The sequence below is a fragment of the Achromobacter sp. GD03932 genome (genome assembly GCF_029839485.1).
GTDB lineage: Bacteria > Pseudomonadota > Gammaproteobacteria > Burkholderiales > Burkholderiaceae_B > Achromobacter > Achromobacter bronchisepticus_A.
The window spans coordinates 33,044-53,643 of the sequence record NZ_JAOCAT010000027.1 but is presented as its reverse complement, the minus strand read 5'-3'; the positions used below and the strand labels follow the sequence as shown (position 1 = coordinate 53,643).

Here is a 20,600-nt window from a genome sequence, read left to right as displayed (position 1 = left end):
ATTCTTCAGGGCCGTCTTCCATGCAGACCGACAACGCCGAGTACATCCGGCGCACCATCCGCAGCGTTCCAGACTGGCCCCAACCCGGTGTCATTTTTCGCGACATCACGCCCGTGCTGCAGGACCCGCGCGCGTTCCGGGTGCTTATTGATCTCTTCGTCTATCGCTACATGCGCCAGCGCCTGGACCTGGTGGCTGGCGTGGATGCGCGCGGCTTCATCGTGGGCAGCGTGCTGGCCTACGAACTCAATCTGGGCTTCGTGCCGGTGCGCAAGAAGGGCAAGCTGCCGTTCCGCACCGTGGCCGAGGAGTACTCGCTGGAGTATGGCAACGCGTCGGTCGAAATGCACACGGACTCCGTGCGCACCGGCCAGCGCGTCCTGCTGGTGGACGACCTGATTGCCACCGGCGGCACCATGCTGGCCGCCATCAAGCTGCTGCAGCGCCTTGGCGCCAATGTGGTCGAGGCGGCCGCCATCATCGACCTGCCCGACCTGGGCGGCTCCGCCAAGGTCGCCGCCACCGGCACGCCGCTCTACACCGTCTGTCAGTACAGCGCCGATACGCCTGCGTAACCCATCAACAGTCGCCGCTCAAACGTCCGACAACCTCGGTTGGATGAAGTCCAGGAAGGCCTTGGTCTTTGCCGGCAGCATGCGCGAAGGCAGCAGCGCGAAGAGCGGCAGAGGCGTCAGGCTCCATTCCGGCAGCACCCGCACCAGGCCCGCTTGCTTGATGGCGCGTTCCATCGCGTCGAAGACCAGCAGCGGCGTGATGCCCAGGCCTTGTCCCGCCAGCCGTCCGAGCATGCCGACGTTGTTGGCCGACAGGCGGCCCGACACCTGCACGCGTTCCACCTTGTCGCCCGAATGCAGCATCCAGAAGGATGACTCCTCGCGCATGGTGGGGCGCAGGCATTCGTGATGGCTGAGATCCGCGGGCACCCGCGGCTCGCCGTGGCGGGCCAGGTACTCGGGCGAGGCATATAGCTGATGGGCCATCAGCACGATCTTGCGCGAGATCAGGCTGGAGTCCGGCTGCTGGCCAAAGCGCAGGATCAGGTCGAACGGATTGCTGATGGGATCGATCGGACGCATGCTCAGATCGAAGTCGCATTCGATATCCGGATGCTGCTCACGGAATTCGCTGATGACGGCGGGCAGGAACAGTTGCGCCAGGCTGGTAGGCAGCGAGATGCGCAGGCGTCCCTTGGGCTGCACCGCCATGTCCAGCAACTGATCGTGAGCAATGCGCGCTTCTTCCACGATATGGCGGCAGCGTTCGAAATAGATGGCGCCGGCCTCGGTCAGGTCGATCTTGCGCGTACTGCGGTTGAGCAGCCGCATGCCGATGCTGCGTTCCAGTTCACTGACGCGGCGCGAGAGCGTGGAGGTCGGAATATTCAAGGCTTCGGCTGCGTGGCTGAAGTTCTTGCGCTTGGCGACTTCGACAAACAGAGCGATGTCGTTAAGCTGGATATCCATGGGGGCCCTCGAGATTCAATTCCATTGCTGGTGGATTCGTATGATAAATGGAATCATTGTCCCGCCAGTAGAAATGTCTATTTCCCCACGCTGAACGGCGTATCCACCCGATCAGCTGCACATCTTCCCTTACCTAGCTTGCTTGCGGCTGAATGCCGGCAAGGCCTGCCGGTGCTGGATGGCACTCGGAAGTGTGCAGAAAATGCGCAGATTCTGGCGATCACTTCCCGTAATTGTCCCATCTGTGCAAATATGTTCCCCAAAATAAGGGTTTTTACTAGGCCGCAATCGCCAGATACTTCGTCCCAGCAATCAAATTGTCATATCGCACCTGCCAGCCTGGCAGAAGACGATGTGCAAGGTTTAGGATGGAGTCGTCTCAATGAAAGCCCTAGCTACCGCACTCATGGTTACCGCAACGTTGGTGGGTATGTCCGCCGCTCACGCCGATGGCAAGACGCGTGAACAGGTCCAGCAGGAACTGCAAGCCGCCAAGGCCGCCGGCCAGGTCACGTTTGGTGAACTGGACTATCCGCCTGCCGCCGTCGAGCGCACCAGCCTGTCGCGCGAGCAAGTCCAGCAGGAACTGCAAAGCGCCAAGGCTGCTGGCCAGGTGACCTCTGCTGAACTGGACTACCCGCCCAAGGCCGCGGTGTCGCAAACCGCCGGCAAGAGCCGCGAACAAGTGCGTCAGGAGTTGGCTGAAGCCAAGGCCCGCGGCGAGTACACGTTCGGTGAACTGGACTACCCGCCCCAAGGCCGGTAAGCCGTCCAGCTGGCAAGAAAAGAGCCCCTTCGAAGTGTCGAGGGGCTTTTTTTATGTGCAGCGGATGGTCCGCCATCCGCCGATAGTGTGGCGTTTGCACATCAGAATTGTCCGGGCCAATCAACAACTCTTGTTGGTCTGTCGGGCCCGGCAGGAGAATATCCGAGGCCCGTCTGGTGTTTTGCGAGCCTTAATTCGCATTTGATATCAATGCGTTAACGCAGGTTTCCAAAGAGGGTGGTTAGTAAGAAGGCCGTCATTATCCCAACCATGGAAAGTAGTTCTTCGAAATCCGGGTTACTTCGAATGGGCGCAGGCTGGACACTGACTCCAGTGCATGCGCCGCTAACTTGTTCGCAGCGGCACGCAGACTCCCAGCTCTGTGCGCGGTGGGTTTGCGGTTTGCCTTTCATCTCGCCATTTTGGGGACTTATATGAAGAAGACGCTATTGGCTGTCGCGCTGCTGGCTGGTTTCGCCAGCGCTGCGCAAGCCGCAGACTCCGTGACGCTGTACGGCTTGATCGATGCCGGTGTCGGCTACGAGAAGGTCAAGTTCGGCGGTAATTCGCAAAGCCGTTTCGGCGGAGTTCAGGGCGTGAGCAGCGGCTCGCGCTTCGGCCTGCGCGGCACCGAAGATCTGGGCGACGGCTTGCGCGCCGTGTTTACCCTGGAAGGCGGCTTCGGCCCCATGAACGGCAAGTCGCTGCAGAACGGCCGCCTGTTCGGCCGTCAGGCCACCGTGGGCCTGGACAGCGATTCCTGGGGCCGCCTCGAATTCGGCCGCCAGACCAACCTGGCCTCCAAGTACTTCGGCTCGATCGACCCGTTCTCGATCAGCTACAACACCGCCAACATGGGTACCACGTTCGGCAGCGCCAACACGATGCGCCTGGACAACATGGTCCTGTACCAGACCCCCAGCATGGGCGGCTTCAAGCTGGGCGTGGGTTACTCGTTCAGCGCCGATGACACGGTCAGCGACACCTCGCAGACCGGTTTCGCAACCGGCAACAACAACCGCGTGCTGACGGCGGGCGTGCAGTACGTCAACGGCCCGCTGAACCTGGCTGCGGCGTACGACCGCTTCAACCCGTCCAACGGCCAGACCGGCGGCAAGTCCGAAGCGCGCATCCAGGAATACATCCTGGGCGGTTCGTATGACTTCGAAGTCGTGAAGGTCGCGGCTGCGTTCGGCCAGACCCGCGACGGCTGGTTCGTCGGCCAGAACATGGGCACCACGCCCGACGGCATGCAGAACCTGGGCTCGTTCAAGCTGGCTGACGGCTTCCGCGCCAATTCGTACATGATCGGCGCCACCGTGCCGCTGGGCCGCCACGCTGTCTTCGGTTCGTGGCAGCGCGCCACCGCCAGCAACGACAAGCTGACGGGCGACGATGCAACGTTCAACGTCTACAGCCTGGGCTACACCTACGACTTCACCAAGCGCACCAACCTGTACGCGTACGCCTCCTACGGCGACAACTACGCGTTCCAGCGCGATGCGACCGACACGGCAGTCGCCGTGGGCGTGCGTCACCGTTTCTAAGCGCTAGGACGTCCGGCAAGACCTTGCTGAATGCGCGGCTCATCTCCGTGGGCCGCCGAGTGACAGCGAACCCCCCCTACTGGTTGCCGCCGGACGTTTCTAGAGCAGGGAAGGGAAGGGCCTCCGTATGGAGGCCCTCTCGTTTTTGTGCGCCGGTGTGAAGGTCGCGGCCCTACAGGAATAGCTTGTAGGCCGGATTGTCGGTCTCGTTCCAGTGGGGATAGCCCAGTTCGGCGACGAAGCTGCGGAACTGCTTCTTGTCGGCGGGCGGCACCTGGATGCCGATCAGGATGCGGCCATAATCCGCGCCCTGGTTGCGGTAATGGAACAGGCTGATGTTCCAGTCCGGATTCATGGCGTTCAAAAAGCGCATCAGCGCGCCCGGACGTTCCGGGAATTCAAAGCGGTACAGCAGTTCGTTGCGCGCCAGCGCCGAGCGCCCGCCCACCATGTGGCGCAGGTGGGTCTTGGCCATTTCGTCGTGGGTCAGGTCCAGCGTGTCAAAGCCGTGGCGGCGGAAGTTCGCGGCGATCTTGTCGGGCTCGGATGCCGAGGACACCTGGATGCCGACGAAGACGTGGGCGCGGTCCGCGTCGGAGATGCGGTAGTTGAACTCGGTCACGCTGCGCTCGCCCACCAATTCACAGAAGCGGCGGAAGCTGCCGCGCTGCTCCGGCATGGTGACGGCGAACACGGCTTCGCGCATTTCGCCGACTTCGGCGCGTTCGGACACGAAGCGCAGGCGGTCGAAATTCATGTTGGCGCCGCAGGCGATCGCCACCAGCGTCTTTCCCTTCAGGTTGTGTTCGGCCGCGTATTGCTTGGCGCCGGCGACGGCCATCGCGCCGGCCGGCTCCAGCACGCTGCGGGTGTCCTGGAACACGTCCTTGATGGCTGCGCAGATCGCATCGGTGTTGACCACCACGAAATCGTCCACATACTGGCGCGTGAGCTTGAAGGTCTCCGCGCCGACCATCTTGACCGCCGTGCCGTCGGAGAACAGCCCCACGTCGTTCAACTGCACCCGGCGGCCCGCACGCACGCTGCGCAGCATGGCGTCCGAGTCTTCCGTCTGCACGCCGATGATCTTGATCTCCGGGCGCAGCTGCTTGATGTAGGCGGCCACGCCCGCGATCAGCCCGCCGCCGCCGATGGCCACGAAGATGGCGTCGATCGGGCCGGGGTGCTGGCGCAGGATTTCCATGCCCACGGTGCCCTGGCCGGCGATCACGTCGGGATCGTCGAAGGGGTGGACGAAGGTCAGCTTCTCTTTCTTTTCCAGGATCTGCGCGTGCGCGTAGGCATCGGAAAAGCTCTCGCCCGCCAGCACGACTTCGCCGCCCAGGCGGCGCACCGCGTCGATCTTGACCTGCGGGCTGGTGGTGGGCATGACGATGACGGCGCGGCAGCCCAGCCGGCTGGCCGCCAGCGCCACGCCCTGGGCGTGGTTGCCTGCCGAGGCCGCGATGACGCCGCGGTTGCGCGCGGCCGGGCTCAGGTTGGCCATCTTGTTGTAGGCCCCGCGCAGCTTGAAGCTGAACACCGCTTGGGTATCTTCGCGCTTGAGCAGCACCGTGTTCGAGATCCGCTGCGACAGCAGCGGTGCCGTCTCCAGCGGCGATTCGACCGCAACGTCGTAAACCTTGGAGGTCAGGATGCGTTTCAGATAATCAGTGGACATGGACAGCAGGCGGGGCAAGAAGTAGGGAGGTGGGGCAGATTATGCACCCGCGCGCGGCTACACTCGGCGCACTATGGAAGAAAGTCTGCTATCCGCTGTGCATTGGATGCTGGGGGTGCTGTCGCTGCCCTCGGTCGGCCTGTCCGCCATCTTCACGGTTTCGCTGGTGTCCGCGACCCTGCTGCCCTTGGGTTCGGAACCCGCTGTATTCGGCTACATCAAGCTGGCGCCGGACATGTTCTGGCCGGCCATCCTGGTGGCGACCCTGGGCAATACGGTGGGCGGCGCCATCAGCTACGCCATGGGCCTGGGCGCCGAGCGCGCCGTGCAGCGCTGGAAGGAACACCACCCCCATCCGCATCCCGATGCGACCGAAGGCGGACGCATGCGCGGACGCTGGAACGAGCGTGCCCACGACTGGATCCATCGCATGGGACCGCCGGCGCTGCTGCTGTCCTGGCTGCCCGCCGTGGGCGATCCGCTATGCGCCGTGGCGGGGTGGCTGCGGCTGTCGTTCTGGCCCTGCGTGCTCTACATGGCCATCGGCAAATTCCTGCGCTATCTGGTCATGACGGCCGGACTGCTGTGGTTTTTTCCCGGGCAGATCTAGCGCCAGGATTGCGCTTAATTGGGGACACACCATCCCTATCATTTCCGAGTTTCGAGCGCTTCCCTAGGGGTATTAGGGGCCAGACTCGGCCTATGGCATAAAATAATTTTTTAAGGGCCCCCTTCTTGCAGCCATGAACGCCCCACTCGCTAGCCACATCTTGAACGGGGCGATGCCGCCCGCAGCACCCGCGCGCTTGCGCGAAATCCCGTACAACTACACGTCGTTTTCCGACCGCGAGATCGTCGGCCGCTTGCTGGGCGACGACGCCTGGAGCCTGCTGAGCGACCTGCGCGGCGAACGCCGCACCGGCCGTTCCGCGCGCATGCTGTACGAGGTCCTGGGCGACATCTGGGTGGTGCGCCGCAACCCCTATCTGCAGGACGACCTGCTCGACAATCCCAAGCGCCGCAAGCAGCTCATCGAAGCCCTGCATCACCGCCTGGGCGAAATCGACCGCCGCCGCGAACCGGACGTGCCCGCCGAGGCCGGCCACGATCCGCACCGCGACGAGAAGGTCGTCGGACTGCTGGCGCGGGCGCGCTCCGCCATCGCCGCGTTCGAGGGCGAGTTCGATCAGACCGCCATGATGCGCAAGCAGGCGCAGAAGGTGCTGGGCCGCATCACCGCGCGCGACAACATCAAGTTCGACGGCCTGTCGCGCGTCTCGCACGTGACCGACGCCACCGACTGGCGCGTGGAATACCCCTTCGTGGTGCTGACGCCGGACACGGAAGACGAGATCGCCGCCCTGGTCACCGCCTGTATTGAACTCGGGCTGACCATCATCCCGCGAGGCGGCGGCACCGGCTATACCGGCGGCGCCATTCCGCTGACCTGGAAGTCGGCGGTGATCAACACCGAGAAATTCGACAAGCTCGGCAAGGTCGAGTCCTGTCTGCTGCCCGGGCTGACCGAGCCCGTGGCGGTCATCCATGCCGGCGCCGGCGTCGTGACCAAGCGCGTTTCCGAGGCTGCCGAGGCGGCCGGCTTCGTGTTCGCCGTCGACCCGACCTCGGCCGAGGCCTCCTGTGTCGGCGGCAACATCGCCATGAACGCGGGCGGCAAGAAGGCCGTGCTGTGGGGCACCGCGCTGGACAACCTGGCCTGGTGGCGCATGGTTGACCCGAACGGCAACTGGCTGGAAGTCAGCCGCCTGGACCACAACATGGGCAAGATCCATGACGTGGACGTGGCGCGCTTCGAGCTCAAGTGGTTCGACGGCCGCGGCAAGCCGGGCGAACGCCTGCTGAAGACCGAAACCCTGGAAATCCAGGGCCGCGTGTTCCGCAAGGAAGGCCTGGGCAAGGACGTTACCGACAAGTTCCTGGCCGGCCTGCCCGGCATCCAGAAGGAAGGCTGCGACGGCCTGATCACATCGGCGCGCTGGGTGCTGCACCGCATGCCGCGCTACACGCGCACCGTCTGTATGGAGTTCTTCGGCCAGGCGCGCGACGCGATCCCGTCGATCGTCGAGGTCAAGGGCTACCTGGACGGCGAAGGCCGCGCCCGCGGCGCCATCCTGGCCGGTCTCGAGCATCTGGACGAACGCTATCTGCGCGCGGTGGGCTACGCCACCAAGAGCAAGCGCGGCGTGCTGCCCAAGATGGTCCTGATCGGCGACATCGTCGGCGACGACGAAGACGCCGTGGCCGCGGCTTCCAGCGAAGTCGTGCGCCTGGCCAACACGCGCCATGGCGAAGGCTTCGTGGCCGTCAGCCCCGAGGCGCGCAAGAAGTTCTGGCTGGACCGTTCGCGCACCGCCGCCATCGCTCGCCACACCAACGCCTTCAAGATCAACGAAGACGTGGTGATCCCGCTGCCCCGCATGGGCGAGTACACGGATCACATCGAGCGCATCAACATCGAACTCTCGACCAGCAACAAGCTCAAGCTGCTGGGCGAGCTGGACGCCTATCTGTGCACGCCGTTGCCGGTCGGCAAGATCGACGACACCGACGTCGAGACCACCCGCGCCGAAATGCTGGCCGAGCGCACGCGACAGGCGCTGGAACTGCTGGCCGCCGTCAGGCAGCGCTGGCAGTGGTTGCTGGACAACCTCGACCTGCCGCTTCTGCAGGCGCTGCCCGAGCTGCATGGCCTGGGCCTGGGCGAGCTGCAGCCCGTGCTGTCGGACCGCCTCGCGGCGCAGCCCGGCGCGCGCGTCTTCGACGTGGTGCAGGATCGCACCATCCGCCTGTCCTGGAAGACGGAAGTGCTGGCGGGCCTGCAGCGCACTTTTTCGGGCGCGGCCTACAAGAAGATCGTCGACGAGATGATCGCCATCCATGGCCGCGTGTTGAAGAGCCGCGTCTTCGTGGCGCTGCACATGCACGCCGGCGACGGCAACGTGCATACCAACATCCCGGTCAACTCGGACGACTACGGCATGCTGCAGGAGGCCCACCAGGCCGTCGAACGCATCATGCAGATCGCCCGCGACCTGGACGGCGTGATTTCCGGCGAGCACGGCATCGGCCTGACCAAGTATGAATTCCTGACCGAGGCCGAACTGGCGCCGTTCCAGGACTACAAGCGCCGCGTCGATCCCAACGGCCACTTCAATGCCGGCAAGCTGATGCCGGGCGCGGACCTGCGCCACGCCTGGACGCCCAGCTTCAACCTGATGGGTCATGAGTCGCTGATCATGCAGCAAAGCGACATCGGCGCCATCTCCGAATCCATCAAGGACTGCCTGCGCTGCGGCAAGTGCAAACCGGTGTGCGCGACCCACGTGCCGCGCGCCAACCTGCTGTATTCGCCGCGCAACAAGATCCTGGCCACCTCGCTGCTGGTGGAAGCCTTCCTGTACGAAGAGCAGACCCGCCGCGGCGTCAGCCTCAAGCACTGGGAAGAGTTCGAGGACGTGGCCGACCATTGCACGGTCTGCCACAAGTGCTACAACCCCTGTCCGGTCGACATCGATTTCGGCGACGTGTCCATGAACATGCGCGCCGTGCTGCGCCGCATGGGCCGCAAGTCGTTCAATCCGGGCACGGCCAGCGCCATGTTCTTCCTGAACGCCAAGGATCCGGCCACCATCAACGCCACCCGCAAGGCAATGGTGGGCGTGGGCTACAAGGTCCAGCGCGCCGCGCACGACCTGCTGTCGGGCCTGGTGAAGAAGCAGACCGCCGCGCCTCCGGCGACGGTGGGCAAGCCGCCGCTGCGCGAGCAGGTGGTGCATTTCGTGAACAAGAAGATGCCTGGCGGGCTGCCCAAGCAGGCGGCGCGCAAGCTGCTGGACATCGAAGACGCGAACTACGTGCCGATCATCCGCGATCCCAAGGCCACCACGGCCGACACGGAAGCGGTGTTCTATTTCCCGGGCTGCGGCTCGGAGCGCCTGTTCTCCCAGGTGGGCCTGGCCACGCAAGCCATGCTGTGGCACGCGGGCGTGCAGACCGTGCTGCCGCCGGGCTACCTGTGTTGCGGCTATCCCCAGCGCGGCAACGGCATGACGGACAAGGCCGAGCAGATCATCACCGACAACCGGGTGCTGTTCCATCGCGTCGCCAACACGCTGAACTACCTGGATATCAAGACGGTGGTGGTCAGCTGCGGCACCTGCTACGACCAGTTGGCGGGCTACGAGTTCGACAAGATCTTCCCGGGCTGCCGCCTGATCGACATCCACGAATACCTGCTGGAAAAGGGCATCAAGCTGGAAGGGGCCAAGGGCGTGCGCTACATGTACCACGACCCCTGCCACACGCCCATGAAGCTGCAGGAACCCATGAAGACCGTGCGCGCCCTGGTCGGCGACGACGCCGTCAAGAGCGACCGCTGCTGCGGCGAATCGGGCACGCTGGCCGTCAGCCGCCCCGACATCTCCACGCAGGTGCGCTTCCGCAAGCAGGAAGAGCTGCTCAAGGGCGATGCCGCCTTGCGCAGCGACGGCTTCACCGGCGACGTGAAGGTGCTGACCTCCTGCCCGTCGTGCCTGCAGGGCCTGTCGCGCTATGAAGGCGACACCGGCATGGACGCGGACTACATCGTGGTCGAGATGGCGCGTCACATCCTGGGCGAAGGCTGGATGGAAGAGTACGTGCGCCGCGCCAATGCGGGCGGCATCGAGCGGGTGCTGGTTTAGGCCGGCAGTCCACGCAAGAAGCGCACAAGAAAAAACCGCGACCATTGCTGGTCGCGGTTTTCTTTTCAACTGTGGCAGCGAGCTGTGAGGATTACTCCAGCTTGATGCCGGCCTTCTTGATCACGTCCGCCCAGGCGCTGCGTTCTTGTTCGGCGTAGGCCTTGAAGTCTTGCGAGGACATTGGCATCGGGATGACGCCCATGTCCAGGATCTTCTGCGATACGGCGGGCGACTTCAGCGTGGCTTCCAGGTCGGCGGCCAGCTTCTTGACGACGGGCTCCGGCAGGCCGGCCGGGCCGACCAGGCCTTGCCAGGCATAGGCGGTGAAGTTGGGCACGCCTTGCTCGGCCATGGTGGGCACGTCCGGCAGCGCGGCGACGCGTTCCGGAGTGGCCGCGGCCAACACGCGCAGCTTGCCGGCCTTGACGTTGGGCAGGCCCGAGGCCAGATCGATGAACATCAGGTCCACCTGTCCGCCCAGCAGATCCTGGACGGCGGGCGCCGCGCCCTTGTAGGGCACGTGCAGCACGTTGGCGTTGGTGCGCTGCTTGAAGAGTTCCAGCGCCAGGTGATGCGGCGAGCCCGCGCCGGCGGATGCCGCCGACAGCTTGCCCGGCTCTTTCTTGGCGGCCTGGATCACGTCGTCCACGGTCTTGAACGGCGAATTGACATTCACGGCCAGCAGCAGCGGGAACTTGGCGATGCCGCCGATGTAGGTGAACTTGGACGGATCGTAGGACAGCTTGGCGTACAGCGACGGGTTGAACGCCAGCGTGCCCGAGTCGGCCGTGCCGACCATGTAGCCGTTGGCCTCGGCCTGGGCGATGGCGGTAGCGCCGATGATGGTGGCGGCGCCGGGGCGGTTCTCGACCACGATGGTCTGGCCCAACGGTTTTTCCAGGCCGCTTGCCACCGTGCGCGCCACGACGTCGGTGCCGCCGCCGGCCGGGTAGGGCACGATCCAGCGGACCGGCTGGGTGGGCCAGGATTGGGCGGAGGCCGCGGCGGCGGCCAGGGACAGGGCGGCCAGCGCCAACAGGCGCTTCGCGTGCTTATGCATGGGGTGTCTCCAAGTGCGGAATTAAGTATGGGCCGCCGCCGCAGGGTGCGCGGGGGGCCTGTTATGCGCCGTTATTATGCCTTGCGTCCCCGGCAATCGGCAGATGTTTTGTGCCCTGTTTTCAGCGGCTTATTGCGGATCGGGGTAGCTGCGGGCGCCGAAGATCGCCGAGCCGATACGCACCTCGGTCGAGCCTTCCTCGATCGCCAGCTCGAAGTCTCCGCTCATGCCCATCGAGAGCCGGTCCAGCGATACGCCGGGCAGGTTTTCCTGGCGCAGGCGGTCGCGCAATTCGCGCAGGGTACGGAAGCAGGCGCGCACTTCGGCGGGATCCGGCGAATTCACGGCCAGCGTCATCAGGCCTTGCACGCGCAGCGTCGGAAAGTCAGCGGCGATGCGGCGCAGGAAGGCGGCCACGTCGGCGGGATCCATGCCGTACTTGGTGGGCTCGGACGAAGTCTTGACCTGCACCAGCACGTCCAGGGTCCGGCCTTCGTTGGCCAGGCGGCGGTGCAGGGCTTCGGCCAGCTCCACCCGGTCCAGCGACTGGACTTCGGCCGCGTCGCGCGCGGCGTCGCGGGCCTTGTTGGTCTGCAGGTGGCCGATCAGCACCCATTGCAGGCCCAGGCCGTCCAGGGCCGCGGCTTTCTGGCGGATTTCCTGCGTCTTGTTTTCGCCGTAGCGGGTCAGCCCCAGCGCCATGCCCTCGCGGATGGCGTCCACGCCGAAGGTCTTGCTGACGGGCAGCAGCGTCACGCTGTCCGGGCTACGGCCGGCGCGCGTGCAGGCGTCGGCGATGCGTTGCTGGATCTGGGCAAGGCGCCCGGCCATGGTGTCTACGGCGGTCATTCAGCTCTCTGGTAGGAACGGGATGTCCCATAGTGTAGGACTGCGCCGGATCGTTTCGCCACAACGCCCGCCGGCGTCGTTGACCCTGTCTGATTGGCAGGCTTAGAATTTGAAGATATTTGTTTATATTTCAATGTTCTATGCCATCCGGCGCCGCCCCAGCGGGCGACACGGTATCCAACCTACACAGTCTCCCGCCATGTCCACCGCAGCGCCTGAATACGCTTTCGCCACGCCTTTCCTGAATCCTCCCGCTTCCCCCATCCGATCGCTCATGCCGTATGCCATGCGGCCGGGCACCATTTCGCTGGCGGGCGGCTATCCCGCGCAGGAACTGTTCGACGTGGAAGGCCTGTCGATCGCCTCGACCCAGGTCCTGGCCCGCCTGGGCGCCTGCCTGCAGTATTCCAACATCGACGGCCAGGCCAGCCTGCGCCACGAATTGGCGCGCCTGTCGGCCGAACGCGGCCTCCATTGCAACGCCGATACCGAGCTGGTCGTGACCGGCGGCTCGCAACAGGCACTGGCGCTGCTGACCCGCGTCATGCTGCAGCCCGGCGACCACGCCATCATCGAATCGCCCGCGTTTCCCAATTCCGTACAGGCGCTGCGCTACACCGGCGCAACGGTGCATACGGTGCAGTCGGGTCCCGAAGGCATCGACGTGGACGCGCTGGACGAACTGGCCGGCCGCATCAAGCCCAAGATGGTCTGCGTGGTCGCCTCCTTCTCCAACCCTTGCGGCGCGACCCTGACGCGCGAGCGCCGCCTGCGGCTGCTGGAACTGGCGGTCAAGCACCGCTTCCTGATCGTCGAGGACGATCCTTACAGCGAACTGCGCTTTGCCGGCGAGGCGGTGCCGCCCATCGCCGCGCTGGCCGAGGGCGAAGCGCGCCATTGGGCCGTGTACCTGGCCAGCATGTCCAAGACCATGGCGCCGGCGCTGCGCATCGGTTGGCTGGTGGCGCCGCCGGAAGTCCGCCGCCGCTGCGTCAGCGCCAAGGCGGCCGACGATATGGCCTCGTCCGCCTGGATCCAGGAAGTCGTGGCCCAGTACCTGGCCAACGGCCGCTACGGCGAGCACGTGCCGCGCATCCGCGCGGCCTACGGCCAGCGCTGCGACGCGATGGCGGAATCCCTGGCCCGCGAACTCAACGGCCGCGTCACCTTCAGCAAGCCCGAGGGCGGCATGTTCTTCTGGGCCCGGCTGACCGGTGATATCGACGCCACGCGGCTGTTGCCCTACGCCATCGAGCACGAGGTCGTCTACGTGCCGGGCAAGGCGTTCTACGCGGACGCGGCGCAGGCCGACCTGCACGCCATGCGCATGTCCTTCGCCACCATGAATGAAAGCCAGATCGCCCAGGGTATGGTGCGGCTGGGCCGCGCGCTGGACGCGTGCGAGGCCAACCAACCGGTGTCGATCTCGCTGGCCGCCTGATGCTCTGATGCCGGCTTGACGGCGCGCATGCGCCTCTGGCTGGCCTGTTGCTAAGCTCTTCAGACTGTCCGCCCCGGCGCTTGCGTGCGGGGTGCGCATACCTAAATAAGCGCTCGTTATTTGGTTTGGGCGCTTCATGTCTATAAGCTTCTTGCCTCGGCGCGTTCCCGCGCCCGCAAAGCAGAACAGGAAACGAGGTCATGAACATTGCAAAAGGGTTGATCGGCGCGGCGTTGCTGGCGGCAGCGGCACAGGGCGCGCAAGCGGCCACGCTGGACGTGGTGCGCCAGCGCGGCGCCGTGGCTTGCGGCACGACCACGGGCTTCGCGGGCTTCTCCGCGCCCGACGCGCAAGGCAAGTGGCAAGGCCTGGACGTGGACCTGTGCCGCGCAATTGCCGCGGCGGTCTTCGGCGACGCCAACAAGATCAAGGTGGTGCCGTTGAATTCGCAGCAGCGCTTCACCGCCCTGCAATCTGGCGAGGTGGACGTGCTGACGCGCAATACCACCGTGACGCAGCAGCGCGACACCGCACTGGGCATCATCCACGCCGGCATCAACTTCTATGACGGCCAGGGCTTCCTGGTGCCGAAGTCCTTGGGCGTGAAGAGCGCCAAGGAAATCAACGGCGCCACCATTTGCCTGCAGACCGGCACGTCCAACGAAAACACGCTGGCCGACTGGGCGCGCGCCAACAACGTGAGCTACAAGCCGGTCGTGATCGAGACCTTCAACGAAGTGGTCAACGCGTTCGCCGCCGGCCGCTGCGACGTCTTCAGCACCGATGCCTCGGGCCTGGCCTCGATCCGCATTTCCAAGCTGCAGAACCCCGACGACTACGTGGTGCTGCCCGAGATCATCTCCAAGGAACCGCTGGGGCCCTTCGTGCGCCAGGGCGATGATGCCTGGCTGAACATCGTGCGCTGGTCGCTGTCGGCCATGATCGAAGCCGAGGAGTACGGCGTGTCGTCCGCGAACGTGGACGAGCAGGCCAAGAGCGCCAACCCCAACATCAAGCGCATCCTGGGCGTCACGCCCGGCAGCGGCGCCAACCTGGGGCTGGACGAGAAATGGGCCTACAACATCGTCAAGCAGGTGGGCAACTACGGCGAGAGCTTCGAGCGCAACGTGGGCCAGGGCAGCCCCCTGAAGATCAAGCGCGGGCTGAATGCGCAGTGGACGCAGGGCGGCTTGATGTACGCGTTGCCGATACGGTGACGACGACGGGTTTCGCGCGTTGGGCAATCGATTGCCTCGTGCGCGGAGCCCAATGGCTTTATCCGCGCCGGTACAACTCCGCGATCTTCACGAACGCCGCCCGCAGTTCCCGCGTGCCGCCCTGGAAGATCATCGGCCGGCCGCGGTGCGTGAACACCACCAGCCGCTTGGAAAACAGCATCGGCACGAAGCGCGCGTAGCGCACGTCTTCCCAGGCGACTTCGCGGCGCGTGAACCAGGTCTGGCGCAGGCCGCGTTCGTCGATGGTGGTGATGGACGTCTGCATGTGCCAGGAAACGAACAGCAGCCCCAGAAAGCACAGCCCCACCACGACGGCCAGCAAGGTGTCGAAGGGCTGCGAGGGCGCGCGGATGGCGGTGGTGACCACCTGCACGCCCAGCACCGCCAGGATGACCCAGGTCAGGATGCGGACCCAGTCGGGCCAGGCTTGGCCGGACAAGGGCAGGGGACCGATGGTACGCAGCAGCGCCGCGTGTTCCTCGGCGGAGGGCGTGCTGGCCGAAGCGTTCATGCGGTCCGTCATGCCGCCCGTTTGGCGGCAATGGCGTTGCCCGCGCGGCTTGCGCCCTTGCGGTTCAGGTGGGCCGACATCCATTGGCCGATGTCGACCACGGCGTCGAAGTCCACGCCGGTGTCGATGTCCAGGCCGCGCAGCATGTACAGCACGTCTTCGGTGGCGACGTTGCCGGTGGCGCCCTTGGCGTAGGGGCAGCCGCCCAGGCCGGCCACTGAAGTGTGGAAAATCGAGATACCGGTTTCCAGCGCCGCCAGGATGTTGGCCAAGGCCTGCCCGTAGGTGTCATGGAAGTGGCCGGAGATGCGGGCCGGGTCGGCCACGCGCGTCACTGCGCTCATCACTTCGCGCACACGCTTGGGCGTGCCCACGCCGATGGTGTCTGCCACGTCGATCTCGTCGACCTGCATCGCCAGATAGCGCTGCGCCACATCCACGACCGCTTCCACCGGCACTTCGCCCTGGTAGGGACAGCCCAGCGCGCAGCTGATGCTGCCGCGCACGCGGATACCGGCGGCGCGTGCGGCCTGCACCACGGGTTCGAAGCGCGCGATCGATTCGGCGATGGAACAGTTGATGTTCTTTTGCGAGAAGGCTTCGCTGGCCGCGCCGAAGATCACGATTTCATCGGCGCCGGCGGCCAGCGCACCCTCGAAGCCCTTCATGTTGGGCGTCAGCACGGAATAGATGGTGCCGGGACGGCGCTCGATGCGGGCCATCACTTCGGCGCCGTCGGCCATTTGCGGCACCCATTTGGGCGACACGAACGAGGCGGCTTCCACATTGGGGAAACCGGCGGCGGATAAGCGGTTGACCAATTCCACCTTGATGTCGGTGGGGACGAATTCCTTTTCGTTCTGCAGGCCATCGCGGGGCGACACCTCGACGATCTTCACGCGGGAGGGCAAAGCCATGTTTGTTCCTGTCTCGGGATGGGGTAAGCGGCGCGGCAGGGCGGCGCTATCTGCCCAATATTAGCGCCATAGCGCCGACCCTGTTTTGCAGGGAGGTCCGGGGGGAACAACCCTATTTCATGCGCTGGTAACGGCCATCGTCGAGCCGGACGATGCGGCCTTGCAGCTCCAGTTCGACCAACTGCGTCTGCAGGTCGGCGGTGTCCATTCCACTGCGGGCCTGGATCGCATCCAGGTGCAGCGGATCGTAGCCCAGCGCGTCCAGCACCGGGTGGTCAGGCAAGGCCTCCGCGGCGGCGGGCTGGGCGCGCGCGGCCGGCGTGGGGTCGCCGCCCAATTCGTCGGTGATGTCGCGGGCGGTTTCCACGAGCTTGGCGCCCTGGCGGATCAGCGCATGGCAGCCGCGCGAAAGCGGCGAATGGATGGATCCGGGAATGGCGAAGACCTCGCGCCCGCCTTCTGCGGCAAGCCTGGCCGTGATCAGCGATCCGCTCTGGCGGGCGGCTTCCACCACCAGCACGCCGCGCGCCAACCCGGCCACGATGCGGTTGCGCTTGGGGAAGTGCTGCGGCAGCGCGCCCGTGCCCAGCGGCAGTTCCGATACCAGCGCGCCGTGCGCCGCGATGCGGTGCGCCAGGTCGCGATGCTTGGCGGGGTAGATGCGGTCTATGCCGGTGCCCATGACGGCCACCGTGCCGGCGCCATCGGGGCCGGCGTCCAGCGCGCCTTCATGGGCGGCGCCGTCGATACCTAGCGCCAGCCCGCTGACGACGCGCCAGCCATGCCCGGCCAGATGCCGCGCAAAGGCGCGGGCGTTTTCCTGGCCGCCGGGCGTGGCGTTGCGCGCGCCCACCACGGCCAGCGACGGCCCCTGCAGGAAAGCGGGGTCGCCCGCCACATAGAGCAGGATGGGCGGGTCGGCGATGGACAGCAGGCTTTGCGGATAGGTGGGATCGGCCAGCGTCAGGATGTGCCGGCCGGGCGCGGCCACCCATTCCAGCGCGCTTTCGACCTGCGCCGCCATCTCTGGCGGCATCGGGGCGGCCAGCTGCCGCGCCAGCGCTTCGGGCAGATGACGCGACAGAGCCGCGGCGCGCTGGGCGTAGATCTGTTCCGGCAGGCCGAGCGCGCCGAGCAGGGTGCAGGCGGTGGCGGAGCCGATGTTCGGTTCCAGGGACAGGCGCAGCCAGGCGGCCAGTTCGGAAGGGGATTGCGTAAGCGGCATCGTGCGGGGCGCGTAAGGGCGTCGGTGGTGCGAGAGTGTCGCATGCGGGGCGTTGGGCCGCGGGCCGGGGCGGATTGATTTGCGGCGTGGCGCGGCCAGGAAACTCCCGGGCACATGGCAATCCTGCCAATCCCGGGATTAGCCGAAAACTATTAGAAATCAAGAGTCTAATGAATTAAACTCTTATGTAAACCTGACTACTGGCATTTCCCCCGCAATGGCTTTACTTCCTATTCTTCGCTACCCGGACCCGCGCCTGCACAAAAAGGCCAAGCCGGTCGCCGAGGTCGACGACCGTATCCGCCAACTGGTGCGCGACATGGCCGAAACCATGTACGACGCGCCGGGCGTAGGCTTGGCCGCGACCCAGGTCGACGTGCATGAGCGCGTCGTCGTGATCGATGTGTCCGAGGAAAGCAACCAGCTGCTGGTCCTGATCAATCCCGAGATCACGTGGCGCAGCGACGACTACAAGATCTACGAAGAGGGGTGCCTGTCTGTGCCCGGCGTCTATGACGACGTCGAGCGCGCCTCCCGCATCCGCTGCAAGGCGCTGGACGTGGATGGCAAGCCCTTCGAGTTCGAGGCCGACGGTCTGCTGGCCGTGTGCGTGCAGCACGAGCTCGATCATCTGGAAGGCAAGGTGTTCGTGGAATATCTGTCCAGCCTGAAGCAGAACCGCATCAAGACCAGGCTGAAAAAGGCCGAGCGCGAAGCGTTGCGAGCGTAGAGGGGCCCACCCCCTACCCGCCGCGCGGGCCCCCTAGGCGGGCCCCTCTCCAGGGGGCGGCGCAGGCGGACCGGCAAAGCCGGATCCGCGGCGCCCCGGATCGGCCAGGCCTCCTGGCTGCGGGCAACGCGATTCTTTGAACGTCCGTTCCATTCTTCTTTTTACGTCCCATGCGCCTAGTCTTTGCCGGCACGCCGGAATTCGCCCGTATCGCTTTTGACGCCCTGCGCGCCGCAGGCCATGAGATCCCGCTGGTCATGACCCAGCCCGACCGCCCGGCCGGGCGCGGGCTGAAGCTGACGCCCAGCCCCGTCAAGCAGGCGGCGCTGGACGCCGGCATCGAGGTCGCCCAGCCGCGCAGCCTGCGCCTGGACGGCCGCTATCCCGAAGAGGCCGGCGAGGCCCGGGCGCTGCTTGAGCGTGTGGCCCCCGATGTGATGGTGGTGGCCGCCTATGGCCTGATCCTGCCGCAATGGGTGCTGGACCTGCCGCGCCTGGGCTGCCTGAACATCCATGCCAGCCTGCTGCCGCGCTGGCGCGGCGCCGCGCCCATCCAGCGCGCCATCGAGGCCGGCGACGCGCAGACTGGCGTGACCATCATGCAAATGGATCAGGGCCTGGATACGGGTGACATGCTGCTTGAACGCGTCGTGCCCATTGGCGGCGACACCACGGCGGCCGAACTGCACGATGCGTTGGCGCTGGCGGGCGGCGAGGCGATCGTCGCGGCGCTGGATGCGCTGGCTCAAGGTGGACTGACGCCGCGCAAGCAGCCCGAGGCCGGCGTGACCTACGCCGCCAAGCTCGACAAGGCCGAGGGCGCGCTGGATTGCACGCAGCCGGCGGAACTGCTGGCGCGCCGCGTGCGCGCCTTCAATCCCGTGCCGGGCGCCAGCATCCGCCTGCCCGGCCTGGCAGACCCGGTGAAGGTGTGGCGTGCGCAGGCGCTGGATCAGGCCACGACGGCTGCGCCCGGCAGCGTGCTGCGGGCCGATGTCTCAGGCATCGACATCGCCACCGGCAACGGCGTGCTGCGCCTGCTGGAATTGCAGAAGGCGGGCGGCAAGCGCCAGCCCGTGGACGTGTTCGCGCGCGGCTGGCAGCCGGCCTGACAACACCGGGGCCGAGCCGCCCCTGAACTCGCTTTCAATACAAGGTGCTGGCCACGCGGGCGGGTAGATCGCGGTCGTAGGTGACGCCGTCGAAGGTGCCTGCCGTCAGGTCCGACAGGATGCGGCCGGCGCTGGGCAAGGCGCTGCGCGGCACCTGGGTAGCGGGATCCCACAGCTTGGAGCGCAGCAGGGCGCGCGAACACTGGAAATACACGGTGTGCACGTCGACGACGAGCACCGAGCGCGGCAGCTTGCCGTCCATCTCGAAGCGGGCGAGCAGGGCGGGGTCCACGCTGATGCGCGCCGCGCCGTTGACGCGCAGGGTTTCGCCCACGCCAGGCACGAGGAACAGCAACGCGACCCGCGGGTCGGCCAGGATGTTGCGCAAGCTGTCGATGCGATTGTTGCCGCGGCGGTCCGGCAGCAGCAGCGTCTTTTCGTCCTCCACCACTACAAAGCCAGCGGGGTCGCCGCGCGGCGAGGCGTCCAGGCCATCGGGACCCGCGGTCGCCAGCATCGCGAACGGCGCGGCTTCGATGAAGGCGCGGTAGTGCGGATGCACATGGTCCACTTCCTTTTTGATCGAGGCTTCGCCAGGCGAGCCGTACAGCGCTTGCAGGGCGTCCGCGTCAGCAACCAGGTGGGCGGGGTCGATATGCATGGCAGTGAGGTCCCAGGTTCAGGCCAGCGCGGCTGGCAGGTCGGCAACAGTCAAGAACAGCTCGTCGGGGCCGCGTTCGCGCAGCGCCTCGACATGGTTATAGCCCCAGGCGACGGAGCCCACGCGCACACCCGCCTTGCGGGCGGCGTCGATGTCGCGCATTTCGTCGCCCACCAGCAGAAAGCGCTCGGGGGCGGTGCCGTGCTGCTTGAGCAGGCGGTCGATCTTGGCGGACTTGCCGAACAGGTCGGTGCCGCATTCGTAGTTGTCGAACAGGGCGGCGGTTTCCGCGCCCAGCACGCGCTGCACGTTCTCGATGGAGTTCGAGCTGACCACCGCCAGCCGCAGCCCGCCCGCCTTCAGGCGCGCCAGCGCGTCGGGAATGCCGTCGAACAGGTGCACGCTGGGGTCGATTTCCTGCATCAGCGTGCGCACATGGGCCATGATGGCGGGCAGCTTCCACAGCGGGATGCCGAGAAACTTGAGGATCTCGGCGGCATCGCGATGGCGCAGCTGGTCGCGTTCGGAGGCGTCGATCTTGCGGAAGCCATATTTGTCGGCCACCGTATTCAGGATGGAGTTGAACCATGGCATGGTGTCCGCCAGGGTTCCATCAAAATCAAAAGCAGCGATGTCGTATTTCAAGTCGCGGATCTCTAGAGCCTGTTGATGCTG

Annotated in this window: 18 protein-coding genes; 9 read left to right on the top strand and 9 right to left on the bottom strand. The window is 65.8% G+C overall.

Annotation, left to right across the window (positions count from 1 at the left end; translation table 11 throughout):
* The first annotated feature begins 20 nt into the window (after positions 1 to 20).
* Positions 21 to 575, top strand: coding sequence for an adenine phosphoribosyltransferase (locus N5C88_RS23085; protein ID WP_054457754.1), 555 nt, complete (start codon positions 21 to 23; stop codon positions 573 to 575).
* 18 nt (positions 576 to 593) lie between these two features.
* On the opposite strand, the gene N5C88_RS23080 is transcribed toward N5C88_RS23085, so the two are convergent.
* Positions 594 to 1,484 carry a LysR family transcriptional regulator gene (locus N5C88_RS23080; RefSeq protein WP_059378273.1) on the bottom strand — a complete coding sequence of 297 codons (891 nt, stop codon included), beginning with the start codon at positions 1,482 to 1,484 and terminating at the stop codon, positions 594 to 596.
* 382 nt (positions 1,485 to 1,866) lie between these two features.
* Between N5C88_RS23080 and N5C88_RS23075 the strand changes: the two genes are divergently transcribed.
* The gene (locus N5C88_RS23075; protein WP_059378272.1) at positions 1,867 to 2,250 is read left to right on the top strand and encodes a DUF4148 domain-containing protein; all 384 of its coding nucleotides are present in this window, start codon (positions 1,867 to 1,869) and stop codon (positions 2,248 to 2,250) included.
* Positions 2,251 to 2,684: 434 nt separating this feature from the next.
* Complete coding sequence (locus tag N5C88_RS23070; protein WP_059378270.1) at positions 2,685 to 3,797, top strand: porin; 1,113 nt, start codon at positions 2,685 to 2,687, stop codon at positions 3,795 to 3,797.
* A 172-nt stretch (positions 3,798 to 3,969) separates the two neighbouring features.
* Here the strand turns inward: N5C88_RS23070 and ilvA are convergent, their stop codons facing one another.
* On the bottom strand, positions 3,970 to 5,478 hold the full coding sequence (gene ilvA / locus N5C88_RS23065; protein ID WP_054457791.1) for a threonine ammonia-lyase, biosynthetic: 1,509 nt from the start codon (positions 5,476 to 5,478) through the stop codon (positions 3,970 to 3,972).
* 73 nt (positions 5,479 to 5,551) lie between these two features.
* Between ilvA and N5C88_RS23060 the strand changes: the two genes are divergently transcribed.
* Together N5C88_RS23060 and N5C88_RS23055 are read left to right on the top strand one after the other, a co-directional pair.
* Positions 5,552 to 6,088 (top strand): YqaA family protein, encoded by a 537-nt coding sequence (locus tag N5C88_RS23060; protein WP_059378268.1) that lies wholly within the window; start codon positions 5,552 to 5,554, stop codon positions 6,086 to 6,088.
* 133 nt (positions 6,089 to 6,221) lie between these two features.
* Complete coding sequence (locus tag N5C88_RS23055) at positions 6,222 to 10,181, top strand: FAD/FMN-binding oxidoreductase (RefSeq protein ID WP_059378266.1); 3,960 nt, start codon at positions 6,222 to 6,224, stop codon at positions 10,179 to 10,181.
* Between the two features lie 91 nt (positions 10,182 to 10,272).
* Here the strand turns inward: N5C88_RS23055 and N5C88_RS23050 are convergent, their stop codons facing one another.
* Positions 10,273 to 11,241, bottom strand: coding sequence for a tripartite tricarboxylate transporter substrate binding protein (locus tag N5C88_RS23050; RefSeq protein ID WP_280016320.1), 969 nt, complete (start codon positions 11,239 to 11,241; stop codon positions 10,273 to 10,275).
* Positions 11,242 to 11,370: 129 nt separating this feature from the next.
* Positions 11,371 to 12,090 carry a YggS family pyridoxal phosphate-dependent enzyme gene (locus tag N5C88_RS23045; protein ID WP_059378261.1) on the bottom strand — a complete coding sequence of 240 codons (720 nt, stop codon included), beginning with the start codon at positions 12,088 to 12,090 and terminating at the stop codon, positions 11,371 to 11,373.
* A gap of 199 nt (positions 12,091 to 12,289) precedes the next feature.
* On the opposite strand from N5C88_RS23045, the gene N5C88_RS23040 reads away from it, so the two are divergent.
* Complete coding sequence (locus N5C88_RS23040; RefSeq protein ID WP_280016319.1) at positions 12,290 to 13,531, top strand: PLP-dependent aminotransferase family protein; 1,242 nt, start codon at positions 12,290 to 12,292, stop codon at positions 13,529 to 13,531.
* 200 nt (positions 13,532 to 13,731) lie between these two features.
* Positions 13,732 to 14,748: an amino acid ABC transporter substrate-binding protein gene (locus N5C88_RS23035; protein ID WP_059378256.1), complete on the top strand. Its 1,017-nt coding sequence runs from the start codon at positions 13,732 to 13,734 to the stop codon at positions 14,746 to 14,748.
* A 58-nt stretch (positions 14,749 to 14,806) separates the two neighbouring features.
* Here N5C88_RS23035 and N5C88_RS23030 read toward each other — a convergent pair whose 3' ends face one another.
* From N5C88_RS23030 to dprA, 3 genes are all read right to left on the bottom strand, one after another.
* Positions 14,807 to 15,280, bottom strand: a complete 474-nt coding sequence (locus tag N5C88_RS23030; RefSeq protein ID WP_059378355.1) for a hypothetical protein — start codon at positions 15,278 to 15,280, stop codon at positions 14,807 to 14,809.
* A gap of 8 nt (positions 15,281 to 15,288) precedes the next feature.
* Positions 15,289 to 16,197, bottom strand: a complete 909-nt coding sequence (locus tag N5C88_RS23025) for a hydroxymethylglutaryl-CoA lyase (RefSeq protein WP_059378254.1) — start codon at positions 16,195 to 16,197, stop codon at positions 15,289 to 15,291.
* Between the two features lie 112 nt (positions 16,198 to 16,309).
* Positions 16,310 to 17,422 (bottom strand): DNA-processing protein DprA, encoded by a 1,113-nt coding sequence (gene dprA / locus N5C88_RS23020; protein ID WP_280016318.1) that lies wholly within the window; start codon positions 17,420 to 17,422, stop codon positions 16,310 to 16,312.
* Between the two features lie 217 nt (positions 17,423 to 17,639).
* Here dprA and def point away from each other — a divergent pair, with 217 nt between their 5' ends.
* Together def and fmt are read left to right on the top strand one after the other, a co-directional pair.
* Complete coding sequence (gene def / locus N5C88_RS23015; protein ID WP_059378250.1) at positions 17,640 to 18,152, top strand: peptide deformylase; 513 nt, start codon at positions 17,640 to 17,642, stop codon at positions 18,150 to 18,152.
* A gap of 170 nt (positions 18,153 to 18,322) precedes the next feature.
* A complete protein-coding gene (gene fmt / locus N5C88_RS23010) occupies positions 18,323 to 19,264 on the top strand; it encodes a methionyl-tRNA formyltransferase (protein WP_059378248.1) in 942 nt (313 codons plus the stop codon).
* A 34-nt stretch (positions 19,265 to 19,298) separates the two neighbouring features.
* Here the strand turns inward: fmt and N5C88_RS23005 are convergent, their stop codons facing one another.
* Positions 19,299 to 19,925: a pyridoxamine 5'-phosphate oxidase family protein gene (locus tag N5C88_RS23005; protein WP_280016317.1), complete on the bottom strand. Its 627-nt coding sequence runs from the start codon at positions 19,923 to 19,925 to the stop codon at positions 19,299 to 19,301.
* 18 nt (positions 19,926 to 19,943) lie between these two features.
* Complete coding sequence (locus tag N5C88_RS23000) at positions 19,944 to 20,570, bottom strand: HAD hydrolase-like protein (protein ID WP_059378241.1); 627 nt, start codon at positions 20,568 to 20,570, stop codon at positions 19,944 to 19,946.
* Positions 20,571 to 20,600 lie beyond the last annotated feature (30 nt).